The sequence below is a fragment of the Ruegeria sp. D1(2025) genome (assembly GCF_056536425.1).
In genome coordinates this window covers 162,367-183,286 of record NZ_JBQFPO010000003.1, presented here as the reverse complement: position 1 = coordinate 183,286, position 20,920 = coordinate 162,367, and the positions used below count along the sequence as shown (strand labels likewise).

Annotated in this window: 21 protein-coding genes; 8 read left to right on the top strand and 13 right to left on the bottom strand. The window is 58.4% G+C overall.

Annotated features, from left to right (window positions below; all coding sequences use genetic code 11):
* Positions 1-59: 59 nt before the first annotated feature.
* Positions 60-254 (top strand): DUF1127 domain-containing protein, encoded by a 195-nt coding sequence (locus ACR1XU_RS10305; protein ID WP_170612793.1) that lies wholly within the window; start codon positions 60-62, stop codon positions 252-254.
* A 57-nt stretch (positions 255-311) separates the two neighbouring features.
* Here ACR1XU_RS10305 and ACR1XU_RS10300 read toward each other — a convergent pair whose 3' ends face one another.
* The 10 genes from ACR1XU_RS10300 to regB form a co-directional block, all read right to left on the bottom strand.
* A complete protein-coding gene (locus ACR1XU_RS10300) occupies positions 312-674 on the bottom strand; it encodes a Lin0512 family protein (protein ID WP_480813441.1) in 363 nt (120 codons plus the stop codon).
* Positions 671-1,021 carry a Lin0512 family protein gene (locus tag ACR1XU_RS10295; RefSeq protein WP_480813442.1) on the bottom strand — a complete coding sequence of 117 codons (351 nt, stop codon included), beginning with the start codon at positions 1,019-1,021 and terminating at the stop codon, positions 671-673. The genes ACR1XU_RS10300 and ACR1XU_RS10295 overlap by 4 nt, the downstream gene beginning before the upstream one ends.
* A gap of 269 nt (positions 1,022-1,290) precedes the next feature.
* A complete protein-coding gene (gene trxA, locus ACR1XU_RS10290; RefSeq protein WP_170612799.1) occupies positions 1,291-1,611 on the bottom strand; it encodes a thioredoxin in 321 nt (106 codons plus the stop codon).
* A gap of 60 nt (positions 1,612-1,671) precedes the next feature.
* The gene (gene addA / locus ACR1XU_RS10285) at positions 1,672-5,031 is read right to left on the bottom strand and encodes a double-strand break repair helicase AddA (RefSeq protein ID WP_480907330.1); all 3,360 of its coding nucleotides are present in this window, start codon (positions 5,029-5,031) and stop codon (positions 1,672-1,674) included.
* Positions 5,028-7,955, bottom strand: a complete 2,928-nt coding sequence (addB, locus tag ACR1XU_RS10280) for a double-strand break repair protein AddB (protein ID WP_480907331.1) — start codon at positions 7,953-7,955, stop codon at positions 5,028-5,030. Before addB ends, addA begins: the two co-directional genes overlap by 4 nt.
* Positions 7,948-8,634, bottom strand: coding sequence for a nucleotidyltransferase family protein (locus ACR1XU_RS10275; RefSeq protein WP_480907333.1), 687 nt, complete (start codon positions 8,632-8,634; stop codon positions 7,948-7,950). The genes addB and ACR1XU_RS10275 overlap by 8 nt, the downstream gene beginning before the upstream one ends.
* Positions 8,631-9,635, bottom strand: coding sequence for an aminoglycoside phosphotransferase family protein (locus ACR1XU_RS10270; RefSeq protein ID WP_480907335.1), 1,005 nt, complete (start codon positions 9,633-9,635; stop codon positions 8,631-8,633). Before ACR1XU_RS10270 ends, ACR1XU_RS10275 begins: the two co-directional genes overlap by 4 nt.
* On the bottom strand, positions 9,632-10,105 hold the full coding sequence (tsaE, locus tag ACR1XU_RS10265) for a tRNA (adenosine(37)-N6)-threonylcarbamoyltransferase complex ATPase subunit type 1 TsaE (protein WP_480907337.1): 474 nt from the start codon (positions 10,103-10,105) through the stop codon (positions 9,632-9,634). The genes ACR1XU_RS10270 and tsaE overlap by 4 nt, the downstream gene beginning before the upstream one ends.
* Before the next feature lie 41 nt (positions 10,106-10,146).
* Complete coding sequence (locus tag ACR1XU_RS10260) at positions 10,147-11,655, bottom strand: PAS-domain containing protein (RefSeq protein WP_480907339.1); 1,509 nt, start codon at positions 11,653-11,655, stop codon at positions 10,147-10,149.
* 64 nt (positions 11,656-11,719) lie between these two features.
* Complete coding sequence (gene regB, locus ACR1XU_RS10255; protein ID WP_170612813.1) at positions 11,720-13,117, bottom strand: sensor histidine kinase RegB; 1,398 nt, start codon at positions 13,115-13,117, stop codon at positions 11,720-11,722.
* A gap of 91 nt (positions 13,118-13,208) precedes the next feature.
* On the opposite strand from regB, the gene ACR1XU_RS10250 reads away from it, so the two are divergent.
* The 4 genes from ACR1XU_RS10250 (at position 13,209) to ACR1XU_RS10235 (ending at position 15,566) form a co-directional block, all read left to right on the top strand.
* A complete protein-coding gene (locus ACR1XU_RS10250) occupies positions 13,209-13,829 on the top strand; it encodes an SCO family protein (protein ID WP_480907341.1) in 621 nt (206 codons plus the stop codon).
* A gap of 76 nt (positions 13,830-13,905) precedes the next feature.
* A complete protein-coding gene (locus ACR1XU_RS10245) occupies positions 13,906-14,460 on the top strand; it encodes an ActR/PrrA/RegA family redox response regulator transcription factor (protein ID WP_480907343.1) in 555 nt (184 codons plus the stop codon).
* Positions 14,461-14,591: 131 nt separating this feature from the next.
* Positions 14,592-15,086 carry a lactoylglutathione lyase family protein gene (locus ACR1XU_RS10240; protein WP_170612818.1) on the top strand — a complete coding sequence of 165 codons (495 nt, stop codon included), beginning with the start codon at positions 14,592-14,594 and terminating at the stop codon, positions 15,084-15,086.
* Positions 15,087-15,170: 84 nt separating this feature from the next.
* Positions 15,171-15,566 carry a DUF805 domain-containing protein gene (locus ACR1XU_RS10235; RefSeq protein ID WP_170612820.1) on the top strand — a complete coding sequence of 132 codons (396 nt, stop codon included), beginning with the start codon at positions 15,171-15,173 and terminating at the stop codon, positions 15,564-15,566.
* Between the two features lie 28 nt (positions 15,567-15,594).
* On the opposite strand, the gene ACR1XU_RS10230 is transcribed toward ACR1XU_RS10235, so the two are convergent.
* Positions 15,595-16,188: an HD domain-containing protein gene (locus ACR1XU_RS10230; RefSeq protein WP_170612822.1), complete on the bottom strand. Its 594-nt coding sequence runs from the start codon at positions 16,186-16,188 to the stop codon at positions 15,595-15,597.
* Between the two features lie 206 nt (positions 16,189-16,394).
* Here ACR1XU_RS10230 and ACR1XU_RS10225 point away from each other — a divergent pair, with 206 nt between their 5' ends.
* Positions 16,395-16,709, top strand: coding sequence for a hypothetical protein (locus ACR1XU_RS10225; protein WP_170612824.1), 315 nt, complete (start codon positions 16,395-16,397; stop codon positions 16,707-16,709).
* Positions 16,710-16,810: 101 nt separating this feature from the next.
* A complete protein-coding gene (gene ahcY, locus ACR1XU_RS10220; protein ID WP_170612827.1) occupies positions 16,811-18,199 on the top strand; it encodes an adenosylhomocysteinase in 1,389 nt (462 codons plus the stop codon).
* A 50-nt stretch (positions 18,200-18,249) separates the two neighbouring features.
* On the opposite strand, the gene ACR1XU_RS10215 is transcribed toward ahcY, so the two are convergent.
* Complete coding sequence (locus ACR1XU_RS10215; RefSeq protein ID WP_480907345.1) at positions 18,250-18,897, bottom strand: DUF899 family protein; 648 nt, start codon at positions 18,895-18,897, stop codon at positions 18,250-18,252.
* Between the two features lie 191 nt (positions 18,898-19,088).
* Between ACR1XU_RS10215 and ACR1XU_RS10210 the strand changes: the two genes are divergently transcribed.
* The gene (locus tag ACR1XU_RS10210; protein ID WP_170807098.1) at positions 19,089-19,430 is read left to right on the top strand and encodes a DUF2853 family protein; all 342 of its coding nucleotides are present in this window, start codon (positions 19,089-19,091) and stop codon (positions 19,428-19,430) included.
* Between the two features lie 236 nt (positions 19,431-19,666).
* Here ACR1XU_RS10210 and ACR1XU_RS10205 read toward each other — a convergent pair whose 3' ends face one another.
* Positions 19,667-20,710, bottom strand: coding sequence for a hypothetical protein (locus tag ACR1XU_RS10205; protein ID WP_480907347.1), 1,044 nt, complete (start codon positions 20,708-20,710; stop codon positions 19,667-19,669).
* Positions 20,711-20,920 lie beyond the last annotated feature (210 nt).

Sequence of the window (20,920 nt, the reverse complement as noted above, 5' to 3'; positions counted from 1 at the left end):
ACTAGATGAGGATCACAACCGACAACGGGTCGGCTGTTTCTGTTAGAAGGAATGCGCAAATGGCAACCACCGCAAACATCCATGCGCCGCTCGGAGCAGCTACCATCCTGCACGTAGTGGACGCATTCACCGGAGCTTTCGAAGCTGCCGCACAGTGGAACGAATCCCGCAAGACCCGCAAGGCGCTGTCAGTTCTGTCCGACGCCCAGCTGGATGATATCGGCCTGACCCGCGCCGACATCAAAAACCTCTGATTTCAAGGCAAGTCAGACCATGAGATGAGCCGCTCGACCGAGCGGCTTTTTTCTTTTTCAGGACTGCACGAACTTCCCCGACTGATCCGGTAAAAAGGCCTCGATGGCGGCGGTCGCAACAACGTGCCGGGTGCCGGCGTCGCTGTCTTCGATATCCAGTCCGCCCTTGACGGCGCGCACCTGCGCCCGCCCCCGGGGCAGATCGGCGGCGACCAGATCGCAATCCACAAAATCTGGGTTCTGAACGCCGATTGTCACCTGGACCCTCATTTCCGAGTGATCGATATCCAGCTTCGAAAACAGCGTGATCGAAGAATGATGCAGCGCGTCCTGAACCGCCCGGCGCGCAGCCTTGGTGTAATCCTGACCGTACAGGTCATTTCCGGTTCCCATTTCCAGAATGATGCGTTTTTCGGTCATTGCGCAGGCTCCATATCGAAGGAAACGATGACGGCCGCGTTGGCGATGACCGTGCAGCCATCGGAATGCGGTTTGTCGATGTCCAGACCGCCATGCGTCACCGTGATATTGGGCTGCCCGTAAGGGAACACGTCTTTCAGAATCTGGGTGTCGACCTTGTCCGGCTGCTGCACACCAATTTGCGCATCGATGATCATTGCTTGCTTTGGGAAATCAAACAGCTCGGCCATATTGACGGAGTTGTGCCACAGTGCATCCTTGATGGCCCGCAACGCAGCCTCGGTATAGTCCTCGCGCCGCAAAGACGTCCCCATGCCGAATTCAACCAGAACCCGAGTTTTTGCCATATTTGACGACCCTCCTGTCAGACTTTTGGCCAGGGCACCCTGAAAACCGGATGCGCTAACGCATTGAAATACGCCCTTTCAGGTAAGGACAAGTGATGCCGGTTCTGTGCAATGGCCCTTTGGTGACAGTTGCGGGGCATCGGTCAAATATCCAGTCGTGCGATGTCGGGCAGTCCAGGAAGCGCTGACAATATCGCAGCCCCTCCTGACCAGATGGCCAAAAAAAACGCCCCGCGGAAACGGGGCGTCTTCTGCCGAAATTCACAGGGTCAGATGGATTCGTCGATCCAGCTTTGCAGCGCCGCCTTCGGTGCCGCACCAGCGCGGTTGGATACCACCTGACCGTCCTTGAAAATGAACAGGGCCGGAATACCACGCACGCCCATGGCGGCGGCAGCGTTCGGGTTGCTGTCCACGTCAACTTTGGCGATTTTTACCTTGCCGCCATATTCTGCAGCCAGTTCTTCCAGGGCCGGACCGATCTGCTTGCAGGGTCCGCACCATTCTGCCCAGAAATCTACTACAACGGGGATATCCGAATTCTTGACTTCGGCGTCAAAGGTCTCGTCAGTAACGGCAACGGTCGACATATTCTGTCTCCTGAATGGGGTAAACTCGGGCTGAGAACGTAGGGGCCGATGCAGGCAACGTCAAGATACGCGGGAGCGGGTCAGAGCATCTGTCACAAGATCGTGTGGCAGCCACATGAGCCGGGCGGTCCGGGTCCAAAGGATCGCGGTACGGATGGTGCGCCCGGGATAAATCTGCGAGAGCGCGCAGGCATAGGCGCCCATTTGGCGCAAAAGGCCTTCGGGGCATTGCTCTGCAGTGTCAGGGACAGTGAAATTCGATTTGAAATCAATCGCCTGAACTTCGGCTTCCGTCACGATCAGGCGGTCAATGACACCGTGCATCCGTTGGCCGTTCAATGCGCCCGAGATCGGAACTTCGGCCAATGTATCTGGCGCAAACACCAAGGATAGCTGGTCGCAGGTCAGCACGCGCGTTGCCTCTGCCATCAACTCCAGCCTCTCCGCTTCGTGCATATCAGGCAGTAGGCGTGCGCAAAGCTGAGCCCAGCGTTCCTGAGAAACGGATGGAAGGTGTTCGAGCAGCAGATGCAATTGCGTCCCGCGCAGCTTGGCGGCGTCTTCGTCCAGACCAGCATCGCCGGGTAAAGCCTTGGCACCGCCCAGATCAGAAGGGCTTATTGTCTCCGCTGTTTTGGGTGCTTCCCCGGCGGGCTGCAGAAACATCTGCGGCAAGTCCGTCGTGCTTGCCACGTACTGCTCCGGTTCCGTCAGAGCCAGTCCGTCCCAGTCGCCATGCGCCAGCCTGAGTGTGTCTGTTCCCGGCAGCCGGGTGGCGCCCGCCTGTTCCATTGCGCCCTTGACCATCTGATACCAACTGCCGTCCGCCGGTCCCACATCGCCCGCCGCAGCCACTATCAGCCACTTTTCGGCCCGAGTCAGAGCCACATAGAGCAATCTCAGCCGTTCATTTTCTTCCCGTTCCCGCGCCGTGTTTCGCGCCTGCGAGATCAGCACAGGCGATGCGTCCGAGGGGACTTTCCACAAGGGCAAATCATCCGAGACCATGATCTCGGCATCGCGTGGCGGCTGTCGCTTGCCGGTGTCCGGCAGGATCACGATTGGGGCTTCCAGCCCTTTTGAGCCATGAACGGTCATAACGCGGATCATGTTGCCCACACCGCTCATCTGGCGCTTGATTTCCAGATCGTCGGTCTGCATCCAGACCAGAAATCCGGTCAGGCTGGGAATATCCGTCCGCTCATAGGCCAGCGCCTGCGACAACAGCGCGTTGATTCCGTCCTCGGCTTCGGCCCCCAGACGGCCCAGCAGTTTGCGCCGTCCATCATGGCGCGTAAGGATACGCTCGATCAGGTCATAGGGGCGCAGAAAGTCGATCTGAGCCCGAAGATCGTTCAGAACCGCACTGGTTTCAGGAAACTCATCTGCCCGCCTGCGAAGCGCTGCCCACAGAAACTCCTCGGACCGGCGGTGCGCCAGATCAAAAAGCTGCTGTTCCGACCATCCAAACAACGGGGATTTCAGAACCGTGGCCAGTGACAGGCTGTCTTCGGGCGTGGCCAAAAAACTCAGCAACGCGGCAAGGTCCCTGACCGCCAGTTCCGCCCCGACCTTCAGTCGATCCGCTCCGGCGATGGGCAAGCCCTGTGCCTTGCAGGCGCGGATAATTTCGGCAAACAGGTCCGAGCGGCGCTGCACCAGGATCAGGAAATCGCCCGGTTCAATCCGTCGACGTACAAAGCTGCCTGGGTCTTCGCCATCTTCCGGAATGGTTTCACCACTTTCGATCATGCCCTTGATCGAATGTGCCACCTGTTCCGCCAGAATGACTGTGTGATGGCGTGCGCCGGGCCGGTCGACCGGATCGGTCCAGTCGCCGTCCTCTTCATCCTCGACCTTTTCCACGACCGGCCACAGATCGACGCGACCGGGAAGATCTGTCTTGAAGGCGCGGTGCAGCGAGTCCTTGTGAAACCCTGCATCTGTCTTGTTTTTAAACAGGATATCGACCAGCGTCAGAATGGCGCTGGAGGACCGGAACGAGAATTCAAGTGTGGAATCCCACAGTTTAGAGCCTGATTCCTGGAGTTTTCGCCCAAATTCTGCCTGCATCCGGTCAAAGGCCTGCGGGTCGGCGCCCTGAAAGGAATAGATCGACTGTTTCTTGTCACCGACTACAAAAATCGTACGTTCGACCCCGGACCGGGCCCCTTCCCCGCTGGTGAATTCCTGTGCCAGTTTTTCAACCACATCCCATTGATCCGGGCTTGTGTCCTGTGCCTCGTCCACAAGGATATGGTCGATGCCGCCATCCAATCGATACAACACCCATTCCGCCACGGCAGGATCGTTCAGCACTTGGCGCGCGCGCAGGATCAGGTCATCAAAGTCCAGCCAGCCGCGCAATTGCTTGCGTCTTTCGTACTCCGGCAGAAACGCGGCTGCGAAACGATGCAGAACCCGCGATTTCTGCGCCGCCGTCAATGCAAGCCGCTTTTCCCGCGCGGCTTCGACACGCAGCATCAGCGCCTCAAGCTGTGGCATCCGGTCCGCAAGGGCGCCCTCGCGCAGAGCCTTGGTCGGGAAGCTGTTGGTTTTGGCGGCAAAGGGCTCCTTTGCGCCTTTTCCCGTCAGTAAAACGGATTCCAGTAGCGGCAGATTCCCAATCCGCGCCTCGGTGAATCCTGTAAGCTTGGCCGCCGCCTTGGCATTGTTGCCGCCGCTTTCGGTCAACGCAGGCAGTAGCGACTGGATCAAATCGACCTCACCGCCCAGAAAGACGCTGCGCGACAGGGCGTCGTCGTCGAAACCAAGCGGCAGGTCAAAGCGTTTCAGCAGCGCGTCCCAATCCAGAGGATGAGAAAACAGGTTCCTCTTTTGCGTGATGGCGGCCGTCAACTTGTCGAAACCGGTATCCGTGACAAACCGGGCAATGTCTTCGACCAACCCGGATTGTGGATCTTCGGCAAAGTCTTCGATGATTTCTTCCCGCAAAAGGGCGGCTGCGCGGTCTTCCATTTCGGCAAACTGGGGGCTGACGCCAGCCTCAAGCGGGAAGCGCCGCAGAAGCGATGCGCAGAATGAGTGGATCGTCTGTATCTTCAACCCGCCAGGTGTTTCGATGGCACGCGCGAACAAGGTTCTGGCCTGCGCCAGCCGCCCGGGGTCAATGATGCCCGGAACCCCCAGTTCGGTCAGTTGCGCCAACAACGGCGAATCGCCCAACATCGCCCATTCGCCAAGGCGTTTGAACAACCGGTTCTGCATCTCGCTGGCGGCGGCCTTGGTGTAGGTCAGGCACAGGATATGCTGCGGCTGCACGCCGCCTAGCAGCAACCGGGCCACCCGGTCGGTCAGAACCCGCGTCTTGCCGGACCCCGCGTTGGCGGCAAGCCAGGTCGAGGCATCGGGTCGCGCGGCCTGCACCTGCCGTTCGGTTGCATCGTTGCGGGCTTTCATGTCAGGTCCTCGGGCACCGTTTCGTCCGTGCGATCCCATTCCCCGAACCGCGCCAGATGATCATAATCGCCAATATCAGTGTCCTTGTGCAGCATCCGACGCGACGAGAAGCCCTGATCAGGCTCTAAATAAGCTGAAATGAGCTCTTTCAGCTCGGCCAGAACCTTGTCGGCAGGTTCCTTGGCCAGCGGCGCGGGCACCTCTTTGTAGGTGCCGCCCATACCGATGAACGCCGCCTCGGCCACTGGCAAGGGGTCGAATCCTTCGATGCCGCCCTGCTCGGCCATTGCGGCCTCGATGAGAAGCTGTTTGTCGAATTTGGCCTGTTGGCTTTCGGTCGGCGGCACACCGGTTTTGTAGTCGATGATGCGCAGGGCGCCGCGGCTGTTGCGATCAATCCTGTCGGCGCGCCCGGCGATCGTGAAGTCCAGCGGTGCAAGAACCAGCTTCATTGCCGTTTCGAAGGCCACTGGCCCACCATCGCTTCGCCTCCCGGTTTCGGCAAGCAGGAATGCGTCGGCGATCCTTTCCAGACGCGCCAGCCAAAGTTTTCGCGCAGTCGGCCAGGCGACGTGCTGTTCCAGCAACGTCGCTGCGCGTTTGAGGAAATTCTCGCGCGTCAGCAAGGCGGAATCCAGAACACTGTCTTCGATGAAATGTTCCAGGATTTCGTGAATGACGATGCCGCGCAACAACGCGTCCGGAGCCTGTACCAGTGGGTCCAGCGGCCTCAGCCGCAGCACGTGTTTGGCGTACACGGCATAAGGATCGCGGATCAGCCGCTTGATTTCGGTGACGCTCAAACGGCGCGGACGTGCGGCAACCGGGGGGCGTGGCGAGGGGCGATGCGCCGAAGCGATATCGGGCGCGCGTTCCAGCGTTTCGCTCCAACGCAGATACCCCTTTCCGCGCGCCCGCATTTCGGCCAGGGCGTCGGGCCCACCCTGATCCGGCAGGCCCTGCAACAGGTTGGTCAGGCGGTTCAGCCAGCGCGACGGGACGGTTTCCGCGTCATCCGACCGGGTTGCCCGGGTCAGCCACACTTCGGGCGCGCCGACGGCCTGCTGGAAATCATGGGCTGACAGTCCAATGCGACGCTCGGGCAGCAGCAGACCGGCCTGACTGCGCATTTGCCGGTTTAACCACGGATCAGGGGCGGCGGCCTCGGGCCAGCTGCCTTCGTTCAACCCGCCAAGGATCAGCAGGTCAGCGCCTTGCACGCGTGCCTCCAGGGTGCCCCAGATCATGATATGAGGGTGCGGCGCGTCCCGGTCGCGCACCTCTTCCGTTGCCAGCAACGCGCCCAGAAGATCGGCGAAATCATGGGCGTTCATCTGGCCGCCATATGGGGCCTCGTTCTCCAGCGCGGTCAAAACGGACAAGGCCTTTTGGCCAGCGTTCTTGTCCCATAATGTGCCTGGGTCGCCCTTACTGCCCGCAGAAATCGCTTCGGCAAGTGCGCGCAGGTTTTCCACCCACTCCGCCAACGGACGCTCACCTGCAACCACCTGATCGCAGAAATGAGTGGTGACCCAGCGCACCCAGTCGTCCGAAACATCCTTGCGGATCACAAATGCGCTCAGGCTGGTACTGTCGGGGAACGGCGGGCCGTACCGCCGCAGATCCAGTTCCAGATCGCGGGTATGAAGCAAATGCGCCCCTCGCTCGGCGCCATCATGACAAAGCGGGTGTTTCAGTAGGGTCAGGAGGGCCTCACCCTCAAGCCGTCGGACGAACAAGCCGGCAACGTGGCGCAGAAAACGGCCGGGCGGCGACAGTTGCAGGGGCAGGCCGGCGCTGTCATCCGGCAGGATGTTCCAGCGGTCCAGCGCGGCACTGACCTGACGGGTCAGCATTCGGTCAGGTGTGATCAGGGCGGCGGTCTGGCCGGTTTCCGCCGCCTCGCGCAACCGCAGCGCGATGGCCAATGCTTCGCCCCGGGGGGATGCGGCCTCGACAAGGGTCAAATCCCGTGTTGCACCGGCCAGATCGGTCAGTCGCGGGCCCTCAGTCATCCACGCGTCGGTGATCGGTGCCGGGCGTAATGCCAGTGAAATCAGCTTGTTGCGCGCGGGTGAGGGTGGCTGGTCGTCGGTCCAACTGGTGATTTGGCCGGGTGTCAAACCCAGCAGGGTCATCAGCTTTCGAAACCGAAACTGGGGGTGATCTTCCGAGGTCAGCGCCTCATCCAGTCCTTCCCAGACTTCATTCGGTTGATCGAAATCGAAGCCCGGAAGGATCAGCGCGCCTTGTGGCAGCCTTGCGACGGCTTCCATCAGCATCAGGGTCGTGCCACGCGATCCGGTTGACCCGGCAAGAATGATGGGGTGTTCGGGCGGGTCGTTCCGCCAGCGGTCAATCAGGTTATTGACGACGCGCCGTTGCCGTGCCTGCGCGTCCAGGGCGTCTTCGCCGGTGTTGATGAATCGATCGGCGATGCCAAAGAATTGCTGTGCGCGGGCCCAATGGCCGGACATGTCGCTGACATCCAGTTGCCGGATGGCGTCGGGCGAAACGCCTTCGCCCTGCATTTCGTCGATCAGGCTGGCCAGACTGTCCGCCAGATCGAAGACGGAAGACCTTGCCGCCAGATCGGGTTGTTGGTCCAGCAGTTTCGCCACCAGTTGGGTCAGTTCCAGTCGCCGACGCAGCGCTGGAATGGCCGGAGGCACCTGCGCCAGATCAACCGATTCCCCCAGATCTGTCACCAGCGAGATTCTTGGCAACAGGCAGGGCGGGCCCTGATCGAACAAGTCTCGCACGCGGCGGGCCATGCGGCGGGTATTTACCACCAGTTGCACCTGCGCCAGCGCTTCGGGCGGAAGATCCGCACTGCGCGCCCCTAACCCCTGCACCAGCACTTTTGGAAAGTCTGCCCCGGGCGGAACCGCAAAAACACGGGGCAGGATGCCGGGTTCAAACATTGTCCAGCAACCCTTCGGCCATTGCGATGCCTTCGGGGCGGCCAACGTCGCACCAGCGACCGGGATAGGTCAGAGCGAACAGGCGATCCCGCTGTTGCATCTGATCCCACAACAGGTTCAGCGAAAAGGCCGGTTGCTGAAATCCATGCAAACCGTCCGTTCGAAGGATCTGAGCACCCCCATATACCAGCCTTCCGCCGCGCGTAATGCGCCCTGCTTCGTCTGCCGAAAAATCGCCCGATCCTGAATGTCCGATTGTCTGCGCGATCGGAATACACATCAAAAGCGCGTCCATCCGGTAAGGGTTCCACGCCGCGCGCAGCAATGTCAGCGGGTTCGGCCCCGACCAGATTGCATCGGTGTTTAGAGTAAACACCGGATCAGACCCTAACAAAGGCAAAGCCGCCCGCAATCCGCCACCGGTTTCCAGTATTTCGGGCGATTCCCGTGACAATAAAACCCCCCGAGGAGCCAGGTGCGCCGCGAGCTGATCCGCATGATAGTGCAGATTGGCAACGACACGCTGGGGGCCAAGATCGTTAACCAGATCCAGTGCGTGATCGATCAGCGGTTTGCCGGCAACTTCGATCAGCGGTTTGGGCCGGTCCTTGGTCAATGCCCCCATACGGGTGCCAAACCCGGCGGCGAACAGCATGACAGCTTCGGGCGGTCGGGTCATTGAGGTCTTAACCTGGCCAGGTTTTCGGGTGTCGGCGCAGGCAGGGATTCGCGCAGCAGATCAGCCACTGATACCAGCGCCGGGTGCTCGAGGTCCCGCATCAGATGCGACCACGTGGCCGGGATCAGATCGACATAGTGCGGTTTTCCATATTCGGTCGCCAGACGCGCGAATCCGCCCAGAATGCGCAGGTTCCGCTGCGCCCCCAGAACGCTGTACGCGGTGCGGAAATCGTGATCATCCATTCCGGTTGCGGCGATATAGCGGTTGACCATGCGCATTTCGGTACCCGGCGAGACTGTACGGCGCACATCCTGCAACAGCGACATCAGATCGTAGGCGGGATGGCCCAGCATGGCGGTCTGGAAGTCCAGCAAACCCACTTTGTGCAAACCGTCCCGATCGGGCATCCAGATCAGGTTTTCTGCATGATAGTCCCGCAACACAACCACTTTCGCGCCCGAAGTTTCGCGGTGCAGGATATCCTGGAACCGGCGTTCAAACAGGTCGCGCGCGTCTTCGTCATGCGAACCCAGAATACCTCGTGCATATTTGGTAAAGGACAACGCGGCCAGCTCGGTCATCAGCGAGGGCCCGTAAGACGGCAAAGACAGTGTCGGCGCGTTGTGAAGATGGATCAGAACGTCGGTTGCGGCCTCGTACAAGGCAAGTTCCTGTTTGGGGTTCTTTTCCAGAACACGGGCGAACAGATCGTCGCCCAGATCCTCGAGCAGCAGAAATCCGAATTCCATGTCTTCGGCATAGATTTCGGGTGCGTTCAAACCGTTTGACCGCAGATATTCCGCAACGCGCACGAATTGCGCGACATCCTCGGCCTTGTCCGGTGGGGCGTCCATGAACACGGCCGTGCGCCCGGTATCCGGGTCTGTCAGGCGTTCATAACGGCGATTGGACGCATCACCTGCCAATGCTGCGCGTGAGGCGTTGGCCCAGGGTGTTTGCTCAATCAGTGCTTTGGCCAGCACTGCGCGGTTGGTCATGCGGCGGTCTCCAGTTTGGGTGCCCATTTCGGGTCGGACCAGGACAGGGTCAGGTGTCTTGTGTCGGGTAAATCAGGGTCGGTATGAAATTTCAACGCAAGGGCCGCGTCAGGCATAAGCGGACCCAGTTTCTCGGGCCATTCGATCAGGCAGATTGCAGTGTCGAATGCCTCGGTCAGGCCCAGCTCCTCGATCTCTTCAACGGCACATAACCGATACAGATCGCAATGCCAAATTTCTCCGGCCGGGGTGTCATAGGCCTGAACCAGCGTGAAAGTCGGCGAGGGTACGTCTTCGGGTACATCCATCAAGGACTGGATCAGACTGCGGGCAAAATGAGTCTTGCCGCCGCCAATCTCACCTTCCAGCAACAGGGTGTCGCCCGGCGCCAAGCCGGTTGCGACCCGGGTTGCGAAATCCGCAGTTTCTTCCGGCGAATTCAAGGTGATCGAGAGTGGGGTTCGTGTCATGGCGCCACAATGAACCTGCGCCCGTTCGGCTGCAACCCGGTTCAGGCGCTGATCTGTTGTCGCACCATAGGCTTGCTGACGGTTTTCCCGTCCGCAAAGCGCACGATGGTTGCGCCATTCTGCATCGGACTGACGGTGCAAAGGATGTGCGTTCCGTCGCGCATGAACAGCTCGCCGGACCATTCGGCACGATTGTCTCGCATTTCAACAAAATCACGGATCTCGCCCAGCAAGGGCGTTGCGGTGCAGCGTTGTTGCCATCTCCGTGTGACCTCAAGAACGGATTCCGGCTCGAACCCGGTCTGGCCTGTGTCCTGCCACAACACGCGATAGGCATCATTCGTGCAGGCCAGCGTCCCGTCATCGGCAAACACCGCAATTGCATCTGCAAGCTTGTCCAGGATCGATTGCATCAGGTCCATTTCCGAACGGAACCTTCGGGTCAACGTGATTTCCGCGGTGATATCCTCGAACAGAAATGCAACCGCCCCGTCAGGATGAGGTCGCCCGCTGACCGAATAGACGGACCCGGAGGGCAGAGACCATGTTTCCTGATAATTCCCATCCTCGGCGGCTTCCAGAAGATCATTCATCTGGCGGCGCCAGCTGCGGTAATTCTTGGGTTCGGGCATCATGTGTTGATCGCGCAGACGGTCAAAGAAACTTGACAGGCTGGGGCGGCAACTCAGGAAATCCGGGGGCAGGGTGGTCAGGTCGATCAGGGCCGGATTGAACAGGGCCAGTTGCCGGTTGCGGTCGAAGATGACCAGGCCGATGGACAGCTGGGCAAAGGTCTTGGTCATCGTCTGAACGAATTTGCGCTGCGTGTTTTCGGCGGCGACAATGGCGTTTATGTCAACGGCATAGCACAGCCGCCCTTCGGCGTGATCGACCAGCGTCAGATCGAACCAAAGCTTGCTGTCACTTTCTTTGACGTCTGCAAAAACCCGGATCCTGGTATTCAGGCGCGTATCGTCGGCCAGCGTTTGAAACAGAGGGTCCGTCAAATCGGCATCCTGCCCGCGTACTTTTCGAACCAGTGAAACATAGGCTGCGTTGCACCACCGGACGCTGGCCTGATGATCCAGCAGCCAAACCGGATACGGGGCCTGGTCCATGGCAAGTCGGATCGGGTCATTGGCGTCGCGTCTTACATGGGTGGCGGCATTGCACTGTTCCCGCAGCTGAACCCGCACAACGCCGTCGATCCATTCACACACCACCTCGCGCCCGACCGTGCAATCGATCGCCGGGACCACCAGCGTCCCGGCGCTTCGGACGCAATCCGGCGTTTCGGGAAAGCTTGGGAAATCCCGATGCAGCAACCGGCGCAGATCGCCCCACTCGGCGACTTTGTCGAACCCTGTCAAAGCGATGTCCGAGTGGCTGATCAGGCGACTTTCGTCAAACAGGAAGACGGTGTCGAACAAAGACGAAGGCGAAGCCAACCCGAAACTGGCATCGTATTGCGCCTTGCGGGGCAACAGCCACTGCACTGCGAAACAGGATGAAACCAGACTGATTGCGACAAGGATGATCCAGTCGGCCATATGATCTCCGACACCAGTAAAGTTGGGCCGGACTATGGTCTTGATTGGTTAACGGTTTCTTAACTCACACCTCGATCGGCTGGTTGAGCCCGGACGGTACCGGCGTATCCCCGGTCTGCGCGTCAATCAGGTTGCGCGGCCACGATACTTTGACGATGGCACCCCGCCGTTCGGGATTGTCGGTCAGTGACTGGTAGGGGTCGGATCCGTTGGCAAATTCCAGCTCTGCCCCGCTGCGCTCGAGCAGGGTTTTCGCGATGAACAGACCCAGACCCATCCCCTCGTATTCCGGTCGGGTCCGCTGATCGGTTTCGGTCCTGCGCCGCCGCATGAACGGATCACCGATGCGTCCGATCATCTGCGAGGGGTATCCGCGCCCGTCATCCATGATGTTGACGGTAATCCTGTCTTCGGTCCACTCGGCCTCGACCCAGACATTGGCGCGGGCGAAATCCACTGCGTTCTGAATTAGGTTGCGCAATCCGTGGATGATCTCGGGCTTTCGCAGGATCGAGGGCTGCTGGACATCGCCACCCTGTGCAGGACCTTCGGCAAAATGCACTTGTTTGCCCCGGTTGATATGCGGCTCTGCCGCTTCAAAAGTGACGGTCGAAAGCGGCGCTTGGCGCAGATGCAGGTCGTCTTTGCCCGCCCGACCCATGTTGCGCAGAATATCGCGGCACCGGTTGGCCTGTTCGCGGATCAGGGCGGCGTCTTCTTTGAGATCCGGCCTGTCGTCCAGCTCTTCAAAAAGCTCGGAACTTGTCAGTTTGATCGTGGCAAGCGGCGTACCCAGCTCATGTGCCGCAGCAGCCACGACACCCCCCAGATCCGTCAGTTTTTGTTCACGCGCCAGGGCCATATGCGTGGCCGAAAGCGCCTCGGACATGGACTGCACCTCGGAACTGACCCGGTGCGAATACGCGCCAAGAAAAACGATGGCGATCACGATCGCCGCCCAGTTGCCGAACAGCAGGATATCGGGGATTCGCAATTCGAGCCCCAGATTGGTGCGCAAGGGCAGGTGAAACTCGGCCAGCAGCGTGGTCAGGACGATTGCCACGGCCCCGACAATCAGGGTGGAACGGGTGCTCATGACACTGGCCGAGATCGTCACCGGGCCGACCAGTAGCAAGGCGAACGGATTGTTCAGCCCGCCGGTCAGGTACAACAGGAAGGCCAGTTGCAGCAGATCGAACAGCACCATCAGAAAGTTCTCAAACTCCGACAGGCGTTTGCTGCGGGGAAACAGAAGAATGGCGGTCAGGTTGCCCATGACCGAAACGCCTATGGCCAGGTAGCACAAACCGGCCTCGAGCTGCACATGATAGGTTTGCTGCGCCACGGTGATCGCCGTGATCTGTCCGACGATGGCGACCCAGCGCAACAGTATCAGGGTGCGCAACCGGATCCAGCTGCTGCGTTCCTGACCATGCCAAAAGGTGATGTTGGAATCTGCCATGGGTCAATTATGTCCTATTGCACCGGTTCCTCATGTTGATAGGTGTCCCGACCGAAACGATCAACAACCCCTCTGGTATCAGGATAACGTCATGATCCGCCTTTACGCCATTCTCGCTACCGTCATTCTTGCCGTTGGATTGGGCGCCGTCTGGCTGCTGGTGCAGGGTTCAGCGTCGGACGACAAGTTTGCCCAATGCCGGTCCAGCCAGATCGCCGGTGGCGCAGCAGCCATTGGCGGGCCGTTTGAATTGGTGAACGCGCATGGCGATACCGTCACCGACAAGGATGTGATCACCGAACCAACACTGGTCTATTTCGGATATACGTTCTGCCCCGACGTCTGCCCATTCGACATGTCGCGCAATGCCGAAGCGATCGACATCCTGGCCGAGCGCGGGCGGTCCGTGACACCCCTGTTCATCTCGATCGACCCGGATCGCGACACGCCCCAAGTGGTCGGGGATTATGCCTTCAACCTGCATGAACGGATGATCGCGCTGACCGGCTCGCCCGAACAGGTCAAGGCCGCCAGCAAGGCCTACAAGACCTATTACAAGGCGCAGGACAAAAGTGACGAGTATTACCTGGTCGACCATTCGACCTTTACCTATCTGGTCACGCCCGAGGATGGGTTCCTTGAGTTTTTCAAACGTGACGACACTGCGGAGCAGATTGCTGACAAGGTCGGCTGCTTTCTGGATCAGACGTGATCGGTTTGACCTTTGTCATGGCGCTGCTATGACTTAGTGCTAGGCCGAAGGCAGGAAACAGCGGAAAGAGCGGAATATGGCGGACAGTCCTCAGTATGATATCGGGCCCGATAAATCATTGCTTCTGGTCGATGATGACGAGCCGTTCCTGAGACGTCTGGCCAAAGCAATGGAAAAACGCGGATTCGAAGTTGAAACCGCAGGTTCCGTCGCCGCAGGCCGCGCCATTTCCACCGCTCGGCCCCCGGCCTTTGCGGTTGTCGATCTGCGGCTCGAAGATGGCAATGGGTTGGATGTGGTCGAAGTGCTGCGAGAAAAACGCCCGGACAGCCGGGTTGTTGTTCTGACTGGGTACGGTGCGATTGCGACGGCTGTTGCAGCCGTCAAGATCGGCGCGACCGACTATTTGTCGAAACCTGCCGATGCAACCGACATCACCAACGCATTGCTGGCCAAGGGCGACGAACTGCCCCCGCCGCCGGAAAACCCCATGAGCGCGGACCGCGTCCGCTGGGAGCATATCCAGCGGGTGTATGAACTGTGCGACCGGAACGTATCCGAGACTGCACGGCGGCTGAACATGCACCGCCGGACATTGCAGCGGATTTTGGCGAAGCGCAGCCCGCGTTAAGATCGAACCTAAGCTGGCATTCTCCCTTCTCTGGATGTGGAAACTCAAACAAGCGCACTATTTCGGAAGGTATTGGCAAGGGCTGCTGATACCCTTCCTCTTGTTTGCTGTTGAACGAGGAGTTTCCAAAGATGTCTGCACTAACATTTTCCCACATCGGAATAACCGTTCCGGACCTTGAAAAAGCGGTCGAGTTCTACTCCAAGGCCTTTGGGCTTTATGTCCTCATGGAACCCACCGAAGTGCTGCATGACGACAGCGCCATAGGCCAGATGTGTGACGATGTTTTTGGTGAAGGCTGGGGTTCATTCCGCATTGCCCACCTGTCGATGGGGGATGGAACCGGCATTGAACTCTTTGAGTTTCCGAACACGATCGAAGAGGAACGGCCGTTTGAGTATTGGCGTCGCGGTCTTTTTCATTTCTGCGTGCAAGACGCCAATCTGGAAGAGCGGGTTAAGATCATAGAAGAGTTAGGCGGAAAACAACGCATGAGCCAGATCCGAAAATACTATCCTGGCGAAAAGCCGTATCGAATGGTCTACATGGAAGACCCGTTTGGGAACGTATTTGAACTTTATAGCCACTCGTACGAACTGACTTATTCGGCGGGCGCGTACGTATAGGTTTGTCGGCGGCCGCACAGACGGCTGCATATCAAATAACAAGAAAAAGTGATATGTGAATACCGCCCAATTGCGGAGGGCGGCATGAATAATCTTTCGACGGCATTTCGGCGGGCACTGTCAAATTACGCCAACTTCCACGGTCGCGCTTCGCGCGCGACCTTTTGGTGGTGGGTCCTGGCCGTATTTCTTGTTCTTTTGGTGACGCGAATTGTCGATGGTGCATTGATCGCGCCGATGCTTGGATTTGGCGCGTTTGAACCGAGCGCGGGCCAGCCGCTCTCAGTTTTGGTGTCACTTGGGCTGTTGCTTCCCAATGTGGCGATCGGGGCCAGACGTTTGCACGACATCGGGCGAACCGCTTGGTGGTTATTGATTGCCTTCATTCCGCTGATCGGAACCTTGGTTTTGATCTACTTCTACATTCAGCCAAGCGAGAGTGGTTTAAACCAGTTTGGAGAACCTGACACTTTCCCTTGAAGTTCCAGGTGGAATACGGGGATTTGGGCTACAGTTTCTTTAAAAGTTCCTCGTGACGCGCAGAATACGCCCGCCGAACCTCAACCGCCGGGCGCAACCGGATTTCCAAACCTTCTATGACCGCCCTATCCGGTCGCCCAAAGAACTTCGTCGCCTCAGCCTCGGAAAACCCCGCGATCTGGGTTGCCTCCATCCAGGCGCTGATCTTGTCGGCCTTTTTGATCTGCCGTTTCACTGTTTTCGGCACCTCGGCAGGCAGGCCGAACCGGATGTGGATGGCCGCAGCCAGTCGATCATCCAGCGCGCCGTAATCCGGACCCACGGCGGATTTCACCGGGGAAATCATGTCTCCGATCACATATTCGGGCGCATCATGTAACAAAGCAGCCAGCCGCCATTTTGCCGGTGCCTTGGGGACAATCCGGCCAAAAAGCTCTTCGACCAACAGCGAATGTTCGGCCACGGAATAGGCGAAATCTCCGTCCGTCTGCCCGTTCCAGCGGGCCACAAACGCAAGTCCGTGGGCGATATCTTCGATTTCAATGTCCACGGGCGTCGGATCCAGCAGATCCAGACGCCGACCTGACAGCATTCTCTGCCATGCCCGGGGTTGTGTTGCCATAATACCATACCTCTCGCGACCCGCCGCGATTGCGCCTCATTTTTAGGGTATGATGTACCTGTCTGGATCACTGGCTGCCAACGTTTTCTTGAGCATTCGTGCTTTGAAGGAATGACAGTCAATCCCGACATAAAGAACTGAGGGGGGCACGCGCTCCTCCCGGTGTGCCCCTCTCGTAGCGAAACCCGTAACGAAAGGAGCTTGTCATGTTCAAGCGATTGTTCTCAATAGCCCTGACATTCGGCATGGCCGCGACAGCGCCGCCGGTGTTGGCCCAAAGCTGCGCAGTGCGCGAACACGTGATTTCCAATCTGCAGGACAAATATGCCGAGGAACTCGCCTTTGGCGGTTTGCAGAAATCGCGCGGTGCGCAATCGGTCATGGAGGTCTGGACCTCAAAGGAAACAGGCAGCTATACCGTTCTGGTGACACAGGCCAATGGCATTACCTGTATTGTCGCCGTTGGCACAGATTTCTTCGAGGCGATCCCGATTATCAAGCCTGAGGGTACGCCAAGCTGATTTTGACGGCATAACTCCCTGTTTCCGGCTATCCAAGTTGCCACCTGCATAAAGGAATGCTAGGGCACTCCGGTTCGTGATTTACCGGAGTGGAGTACCTGATGGCCGGGGACTATATCGTCAAAGACATTTCATTGGCCGGGTTTGGCCGCAAGGAGCTGGATATTGCCGAAACCGAGATGCCGGGCCTGATGGCCTTGCGTGCGGAATATGGCGAAGCCAAGCCGCTGAACGGTGCGCGCATTGTCGGTTCGCTGCACATGACCATTCAGACCGGCGTTTTGATCGAAACGTTGGTTGCGCTGGGCGCCGATGTGCGCTGGGCATCGTGCAACATCTTCTCGACCCAGGATCACGCAGCCGCCGCGATTGCCGAGGCGGGTATACCCGTCTTCGCCATCAAGGGGCAGACACTGGAAGAGCACTGGGATTATCTGGACAAATCCTTCCTGTTCGAAGATGGCCCCAACATGATCCTGGACGATGGCGGCGATGCGACGCTGTACATCCTGCTGGGTGCCCGTGCCGAAGCGGGTGAGGACATCATCCCTGTGCCGTCTTCCGAAGAGGAAGAGGTGATCAAGAAGCAGATCGCCAAGCGCATGGCCGCAAGCCCGGGCTGGTTTACCAAGATGCGCGACCAGATCCAGGGCGTGTCCGAAGAAACCACCACCGGCGTGAATCGCCTGTATCAGCTGGTGAAAGACGGCCATCTGCCGTTCCCGGCGATCAACGTGAACGACTCGGTCACCAAGTCGAAGTTCGACAACAAATATGGCTGCAAGGAATCGCTGGTCGACGGCATTCGCCGCGCCACCGACACCATGATGGCCGGCAAGGTCGCCGTGGTCTGCGGATATGGCGACGTAGGCAAAGGTTCGGCGGCTTCGCTGCGCGGTGCAGGCGCCCGAGTGAAAGTCACCGAAGTTGATCCGATCTGCGCGCTGCAGGCCGCCATGGACGGGTTTGAAGTGACCCTGCTGGAAGACGAAGTTGCATCGGCAGATATCTTCATCACCACCACCGGCAACAAGGACGTGATCCGCATCGAGCATATGCGCGAGATGAAGGACATGGCCATCGTCGGCAACATCGGCCACTTCGACAACGAAATTCAGGTGGCCAGCCTGAAAAACCACAAGTGGACCAACATCAAAGAACAGGTGGACATGATCGAGATGCCCTCGGGCAACCGTCTCATCCTGCTGTCCGAAGGTCGCCTGCTGAACCTCGGCAACGCCACCGGCCACCCGTCTTTCGTGATGTCGGCCTCGTTCACCAACCAGGTTCTGGCGCAGATCGAACTGTTCACCAAGGGTGACCAATACAAAAACGAAGTCTACATCCTGCCCAAGCATCTGGACGAGAAAGTTGCGCGCCTGCATCTGGACCGGATCGGTGTGAAGCTGACCCAGATGGACAGCGAGCAGGCGGCGTATATCGGCGTAAAACCGGAAGGTCCCTACAAGCCCGAGCATTACCGCTACTGATTGCGGCGAAACTCAGGAAAACGGCGGTCGCTCTGGCCGCCGTTTTTGTTTCAGCGCAGTAGCGGCATGAAATCTCCACGACCCTGTGGTGTGAAATCCAGGATGTTCCAAAGCGGCCATGCCGCATCTATGTGCCGCGGATGCCAGTCGCTGGGCTCAAAGAACAGCTCGGATCCCCAAAAATGATGAATACCGTCCTGGTCCCGTTGAAACACGTTCAGGATCGGCAGTTGATTACCGTCTTCCGTTTCAGCCAGATAGTCACGCTGGTATCCCGTACCAAGCGCTGAAAACAAGGGCAGGTCATTCCAGCCCATCTGCGTCTTTAACGCTGCCAGCTTCTGAGGCGTATTCTCGGCTACGACCAGAATCGATATTTTCCTTCGGATATGGGTGACTTGCCCGTTCAGCCCATCCAGAAATGCCGAACACATCGGGCAAGGGCTGGTGGCATTCGGCCCGTACATCAGAGAATAGATGGCAAGTGTGTCATGTTCCCCAAGCAATGAAGACATCTTCGCGGCCTCACCGTCCAGCGACCTGAACGCATAGTCGTCTGGAACTTGCCCGCCTTTTGGCAGGCCGCGTCGCATGGCGGCGACGGATTCGATTTGCGCTCTTAGCTCGGTTTCAGCCGTCAACAAAGCATTCCTGGCATTGCGATATTCGGGACTTTCGTTTGGCAGGGATACGGTCATTGCTACCTCCGCTTTCATTATTTAACAGATATGTTAAATAAAAGCCGCGTTTCGATCAACCCCTGCTCATCCAACGGCGTTTACCTTAGGGGGGAAAGCGCGGTTTTTTTCCCTTTGTGCAAATCTCCACGCCCGCTACCGTATGTGCTGTGCTGAATGGACAGGACATGAACATCTAACAGGAGACGAAAATGGGAAAACGCGACGACCTGATCGCCAAGTATGCCGATGACCTGAAATCCAAATGCGGCATGGACCCGGACATGGACCTGCTGACCAAGGTTACGATTGGATGTGGTCCCGCCATTTATGACGCAGACGCCGCGACCGTGGCTGCCAGCCAGGAAAGCGAGTTGGAAACAGTCAAGAACAATTTCCTGATCAAGAAACTTGGCCTGTCCGATGGTCCGGAACTGATGGAAGCGATCAACAAGGCCATGGAAACCTATGGCATGTCCGAGCGCAACAAATACCGAGCCGTCGTCTATTACATGCTGACCAAGCATTTCGGCAAAGAGTCGGTCTACGGCTGATCCCGGATTCCGAATCTGATTGCGCCTGAACGGGAATCGACACCCGCTTATCTTACGGCGGGTGTGCTTAGTTTTACTTATATTCTAAACACTTGATTGTTGAACGACCTGCAAGAAACCGGGTAGATTCAGTTCAGGACCAGGACGGTCAGAGCCAAGAATTCTATACACGTGTGGTGAGTTGGGAGCACGTGGGGTAGGGAAGGTTCTGCATCGTCGGAACCTTCCCGCATATTTCAGTTTGCGCCGCCCAACAGGCGGGCGATGAACTGGTCAAATCTGGTTTGTTTTTCGTCGCCATCGCTTTTGCTGCTGCCGCCGCCACGTCCAGCCAGATACACCTCAATGCGGCCGGGCCTGGTTTTCACGTTGGAATCCGTAAAGTCTCGGGAAATTGCTCCCAGGGCTTTCGCAGTCAGTGCCGCCATTTCCGCATCGTTCGGGTGATAGAACCGAACCTGGGTTTCCTTGACCGAATATCCCACCCGGGCTGACGCCACCACATTGGCTTCACCGTCGGCCAGAACTTTCAGCGCCACGTTTCGCGCATCCTCTGAAACTCGGGTCGGCACAATCAGCGCGACCTCGATATCCAGTTCCGGTTTTAAATCAGGCAGTACTTCATCGGGCAATGCAAGCTCGGCAATCGTGCTGACTGGCGGATCAGGGTTCAACGCCACCAAGCTGACCTGCGGTTCATCGGGCAGGTTTTCAACCTCTGTTTTTGCGACTTCCGCATCATCGATAACTGCGTCTGGGGCTGCTGCATCTTCTGCAACTGCGTCTTGAACCACTGGGTCTTCAACAACTGCGTCTTGGATAACTGCGGCTTCTACAATGGCGTCTTCGACGACCGGGGTTTCGACCACGACTGCTTCGACTTGATCGGTCGGGGGACTCTGGTCTTCCTGAGGCGCAGGCACGCTTTGCGCTTCTTCAGACAGGGCAGACAACTTGGGATCCAGCTGTGCAACACTGTTGGAAAAGGCAGGGCTCCCTCGTTGAAGGGGCATCAGTTCCGCTCCGGGAAGGTTGATGCTGGCCACTTGGCTTCGCGGGTACACCTTTTTTCGGGAGGCCGGCGGTTCAGTTGCAATAGTGTCCGGTGCGGCAATCCTGACCGGAGGCTCATTCTCGGGGGCAGCAACCTCAGCGGGCAAATCGGGATCGCCCAGCGCCGCGTCCAGAATGGCTTCATCTTCAGCAGCCTGAGACCATTTGGTGGTGACCTTGGCGCCGCCCCATTGCAGGGCCGCGCCGCATGTCATTGCGATAAGCACAACAAGCAGGAGCCTTGTCGTGCCGCGATTGCGTTTCTTATTTGGTCGAACTTCCGGATGGACAGGTTCCGAAACCGCTGGATCGGGCGCAGGTTCCGGGATTGCCTGCGCAATATCCTTTGATCGTGCGACAGTTGGAATTTTGGCTACGCCATTCCTGGGGGCTGACCCATTCGTACGCGCCAGCGCCTTCCGCCGCTGCTTTCGCGC

Bases quoted from the DNA above. Each gene is read 5' to 3' on its own strand.
- ACR1XU_RS10305 (WP_170612793.1), top strand. From the start codon at position 60: ATGGCAACCACCGCAAACATCCATGCGCCGCTCGGAGCAGCTACCATC.
- ACR1XU_RS10300 (WP_480813441.1), bottom strand. From the start codon at position 674: ATGACCGAAAAACGCATCATTCTGGAAATGGGAACCGGAAATGACCTG.
- ACR1XU_RS10295 (WP_480813442.1), bottom strand. From the start codon at position 1,021: ATGGCAAAAACTCGGGTTCTGGTTGAATTCGGCATGGGGACGTCTTTG.
- trxA (WP_170612799.1), bottom strand. From the start codon at position 1,611: ATGTCGACCGTTGCCGTTACTGACGAGACCTTTGACGCCGAAGTCAAG.
- addA (WP_480907330.1), bottom strand. From the start codon at position 5,031: ATGAAAGCCCGCAACGATGCAACCGAACGGCAGGTGCAGGCCGCGCGA.
- addB (WP_480907331.1), bottom strand. From the start codon at position 7,955: ATGTTTGAACCCGGCATCCTGCCCCGTGTTTTTGCGGTTCCGCCCGGG.
- ACR1XU_RS10275 (WP_480907333.1), bottom strand. From the start codon at position 8,634: ATGACCCGACCGCCCGAAGCTGTCATGCTGTTCGCCGCCGGGTTTGGC.
- ACR1XU_RS10270 (WP_480907335.1), bottom strand. From the start codon at position 9,635: ATGACCAACCGCGCAGTGCTGGCCAAAGCACTGATTGAGCAAACACCC.
- tsaE (WP_480907337.1), bottom strand. From the start codon at position 10,105: ATGACACGAACCCCACTCTCGATCACCTTGAATTCGCCGGAAGAAACT.
- ACR1XU_RS10260 (WP_480907339.1), bottom strand. From the start codon at position 11,655: ATGGCCGACTGGATCATCCTTGTCGCAATCAGTCTGGTTTCATCCTGT.
- regB (WP_170612813.1), bottom strand. From the start codon at position 13,117: ATGGCAGATTCCAACATCACCTTTTGGCATGGTCAGGAACGCAGCAGC.
- ACR1XU_RS10250 (WP_480907341.1), top strand. From the start codon at position 13,209: ATGATCCGCCTTTACGCCATTCTCGCTACCGTCATTCTTGCCGTTGGA.
- ACR1XU_RS10245 (WP_480907343.1), top strand. From the start codon at position 13,906: ATGGCGGACAGTCCTCAGTATGATATCGGGCCCGATAAATCATTGCTT.
- ACR1XU_RS10240 (WP_170612818.1), top strand. From the start codon at position 14,592: ATGTCTGCACTAACATTTTCCCACATCGGAATAACCGTTCCGGACCTT.
- ACR1XU_RS10235 (WP_170612820.1), top strand. From the start codon at position 15,171: ATGAATAATCTTTCGACGGCATTTCGGCGGGCACTGTCAAATTACGCC.
- ACR1XU_RS10230 (WP_170612822.1), bottom strand. From the start codon at position 16,188: ATGGCAACACAACCCCGGGCATGGCAGAGAATGCTGTCAGGTCGGCGT.
- ACR1XU_RS10225 (WP_170612824.1), top strand. From the start codon at position 16,395: ATGTTCAAGCGATTGTTCTCAATAGCCCTGACATTCGGCATGGCCGCG.
- ahcY (WP_170612827.1), top strand. From the start codon at position 16,811: ATGGCCGGGGACTATATCGTCAAAGACATTTCATTGGCCGGGTTTGGC.
- ACR1XU_RS10215 (WP_480907345.1), bottom strand. From the start codon at position 18,897: ATGACCGTATCCCTGCCAAACGAAAGTCCCGAATATCGCAATGCCAGG.
- ACR1XU_RS10210 (WP_170807098.1), top strand. From the start codon at position 19,089: ATGGGAAAACGCGACGACCTGATCGCCAAGTATGCCGATGACCTGAAA.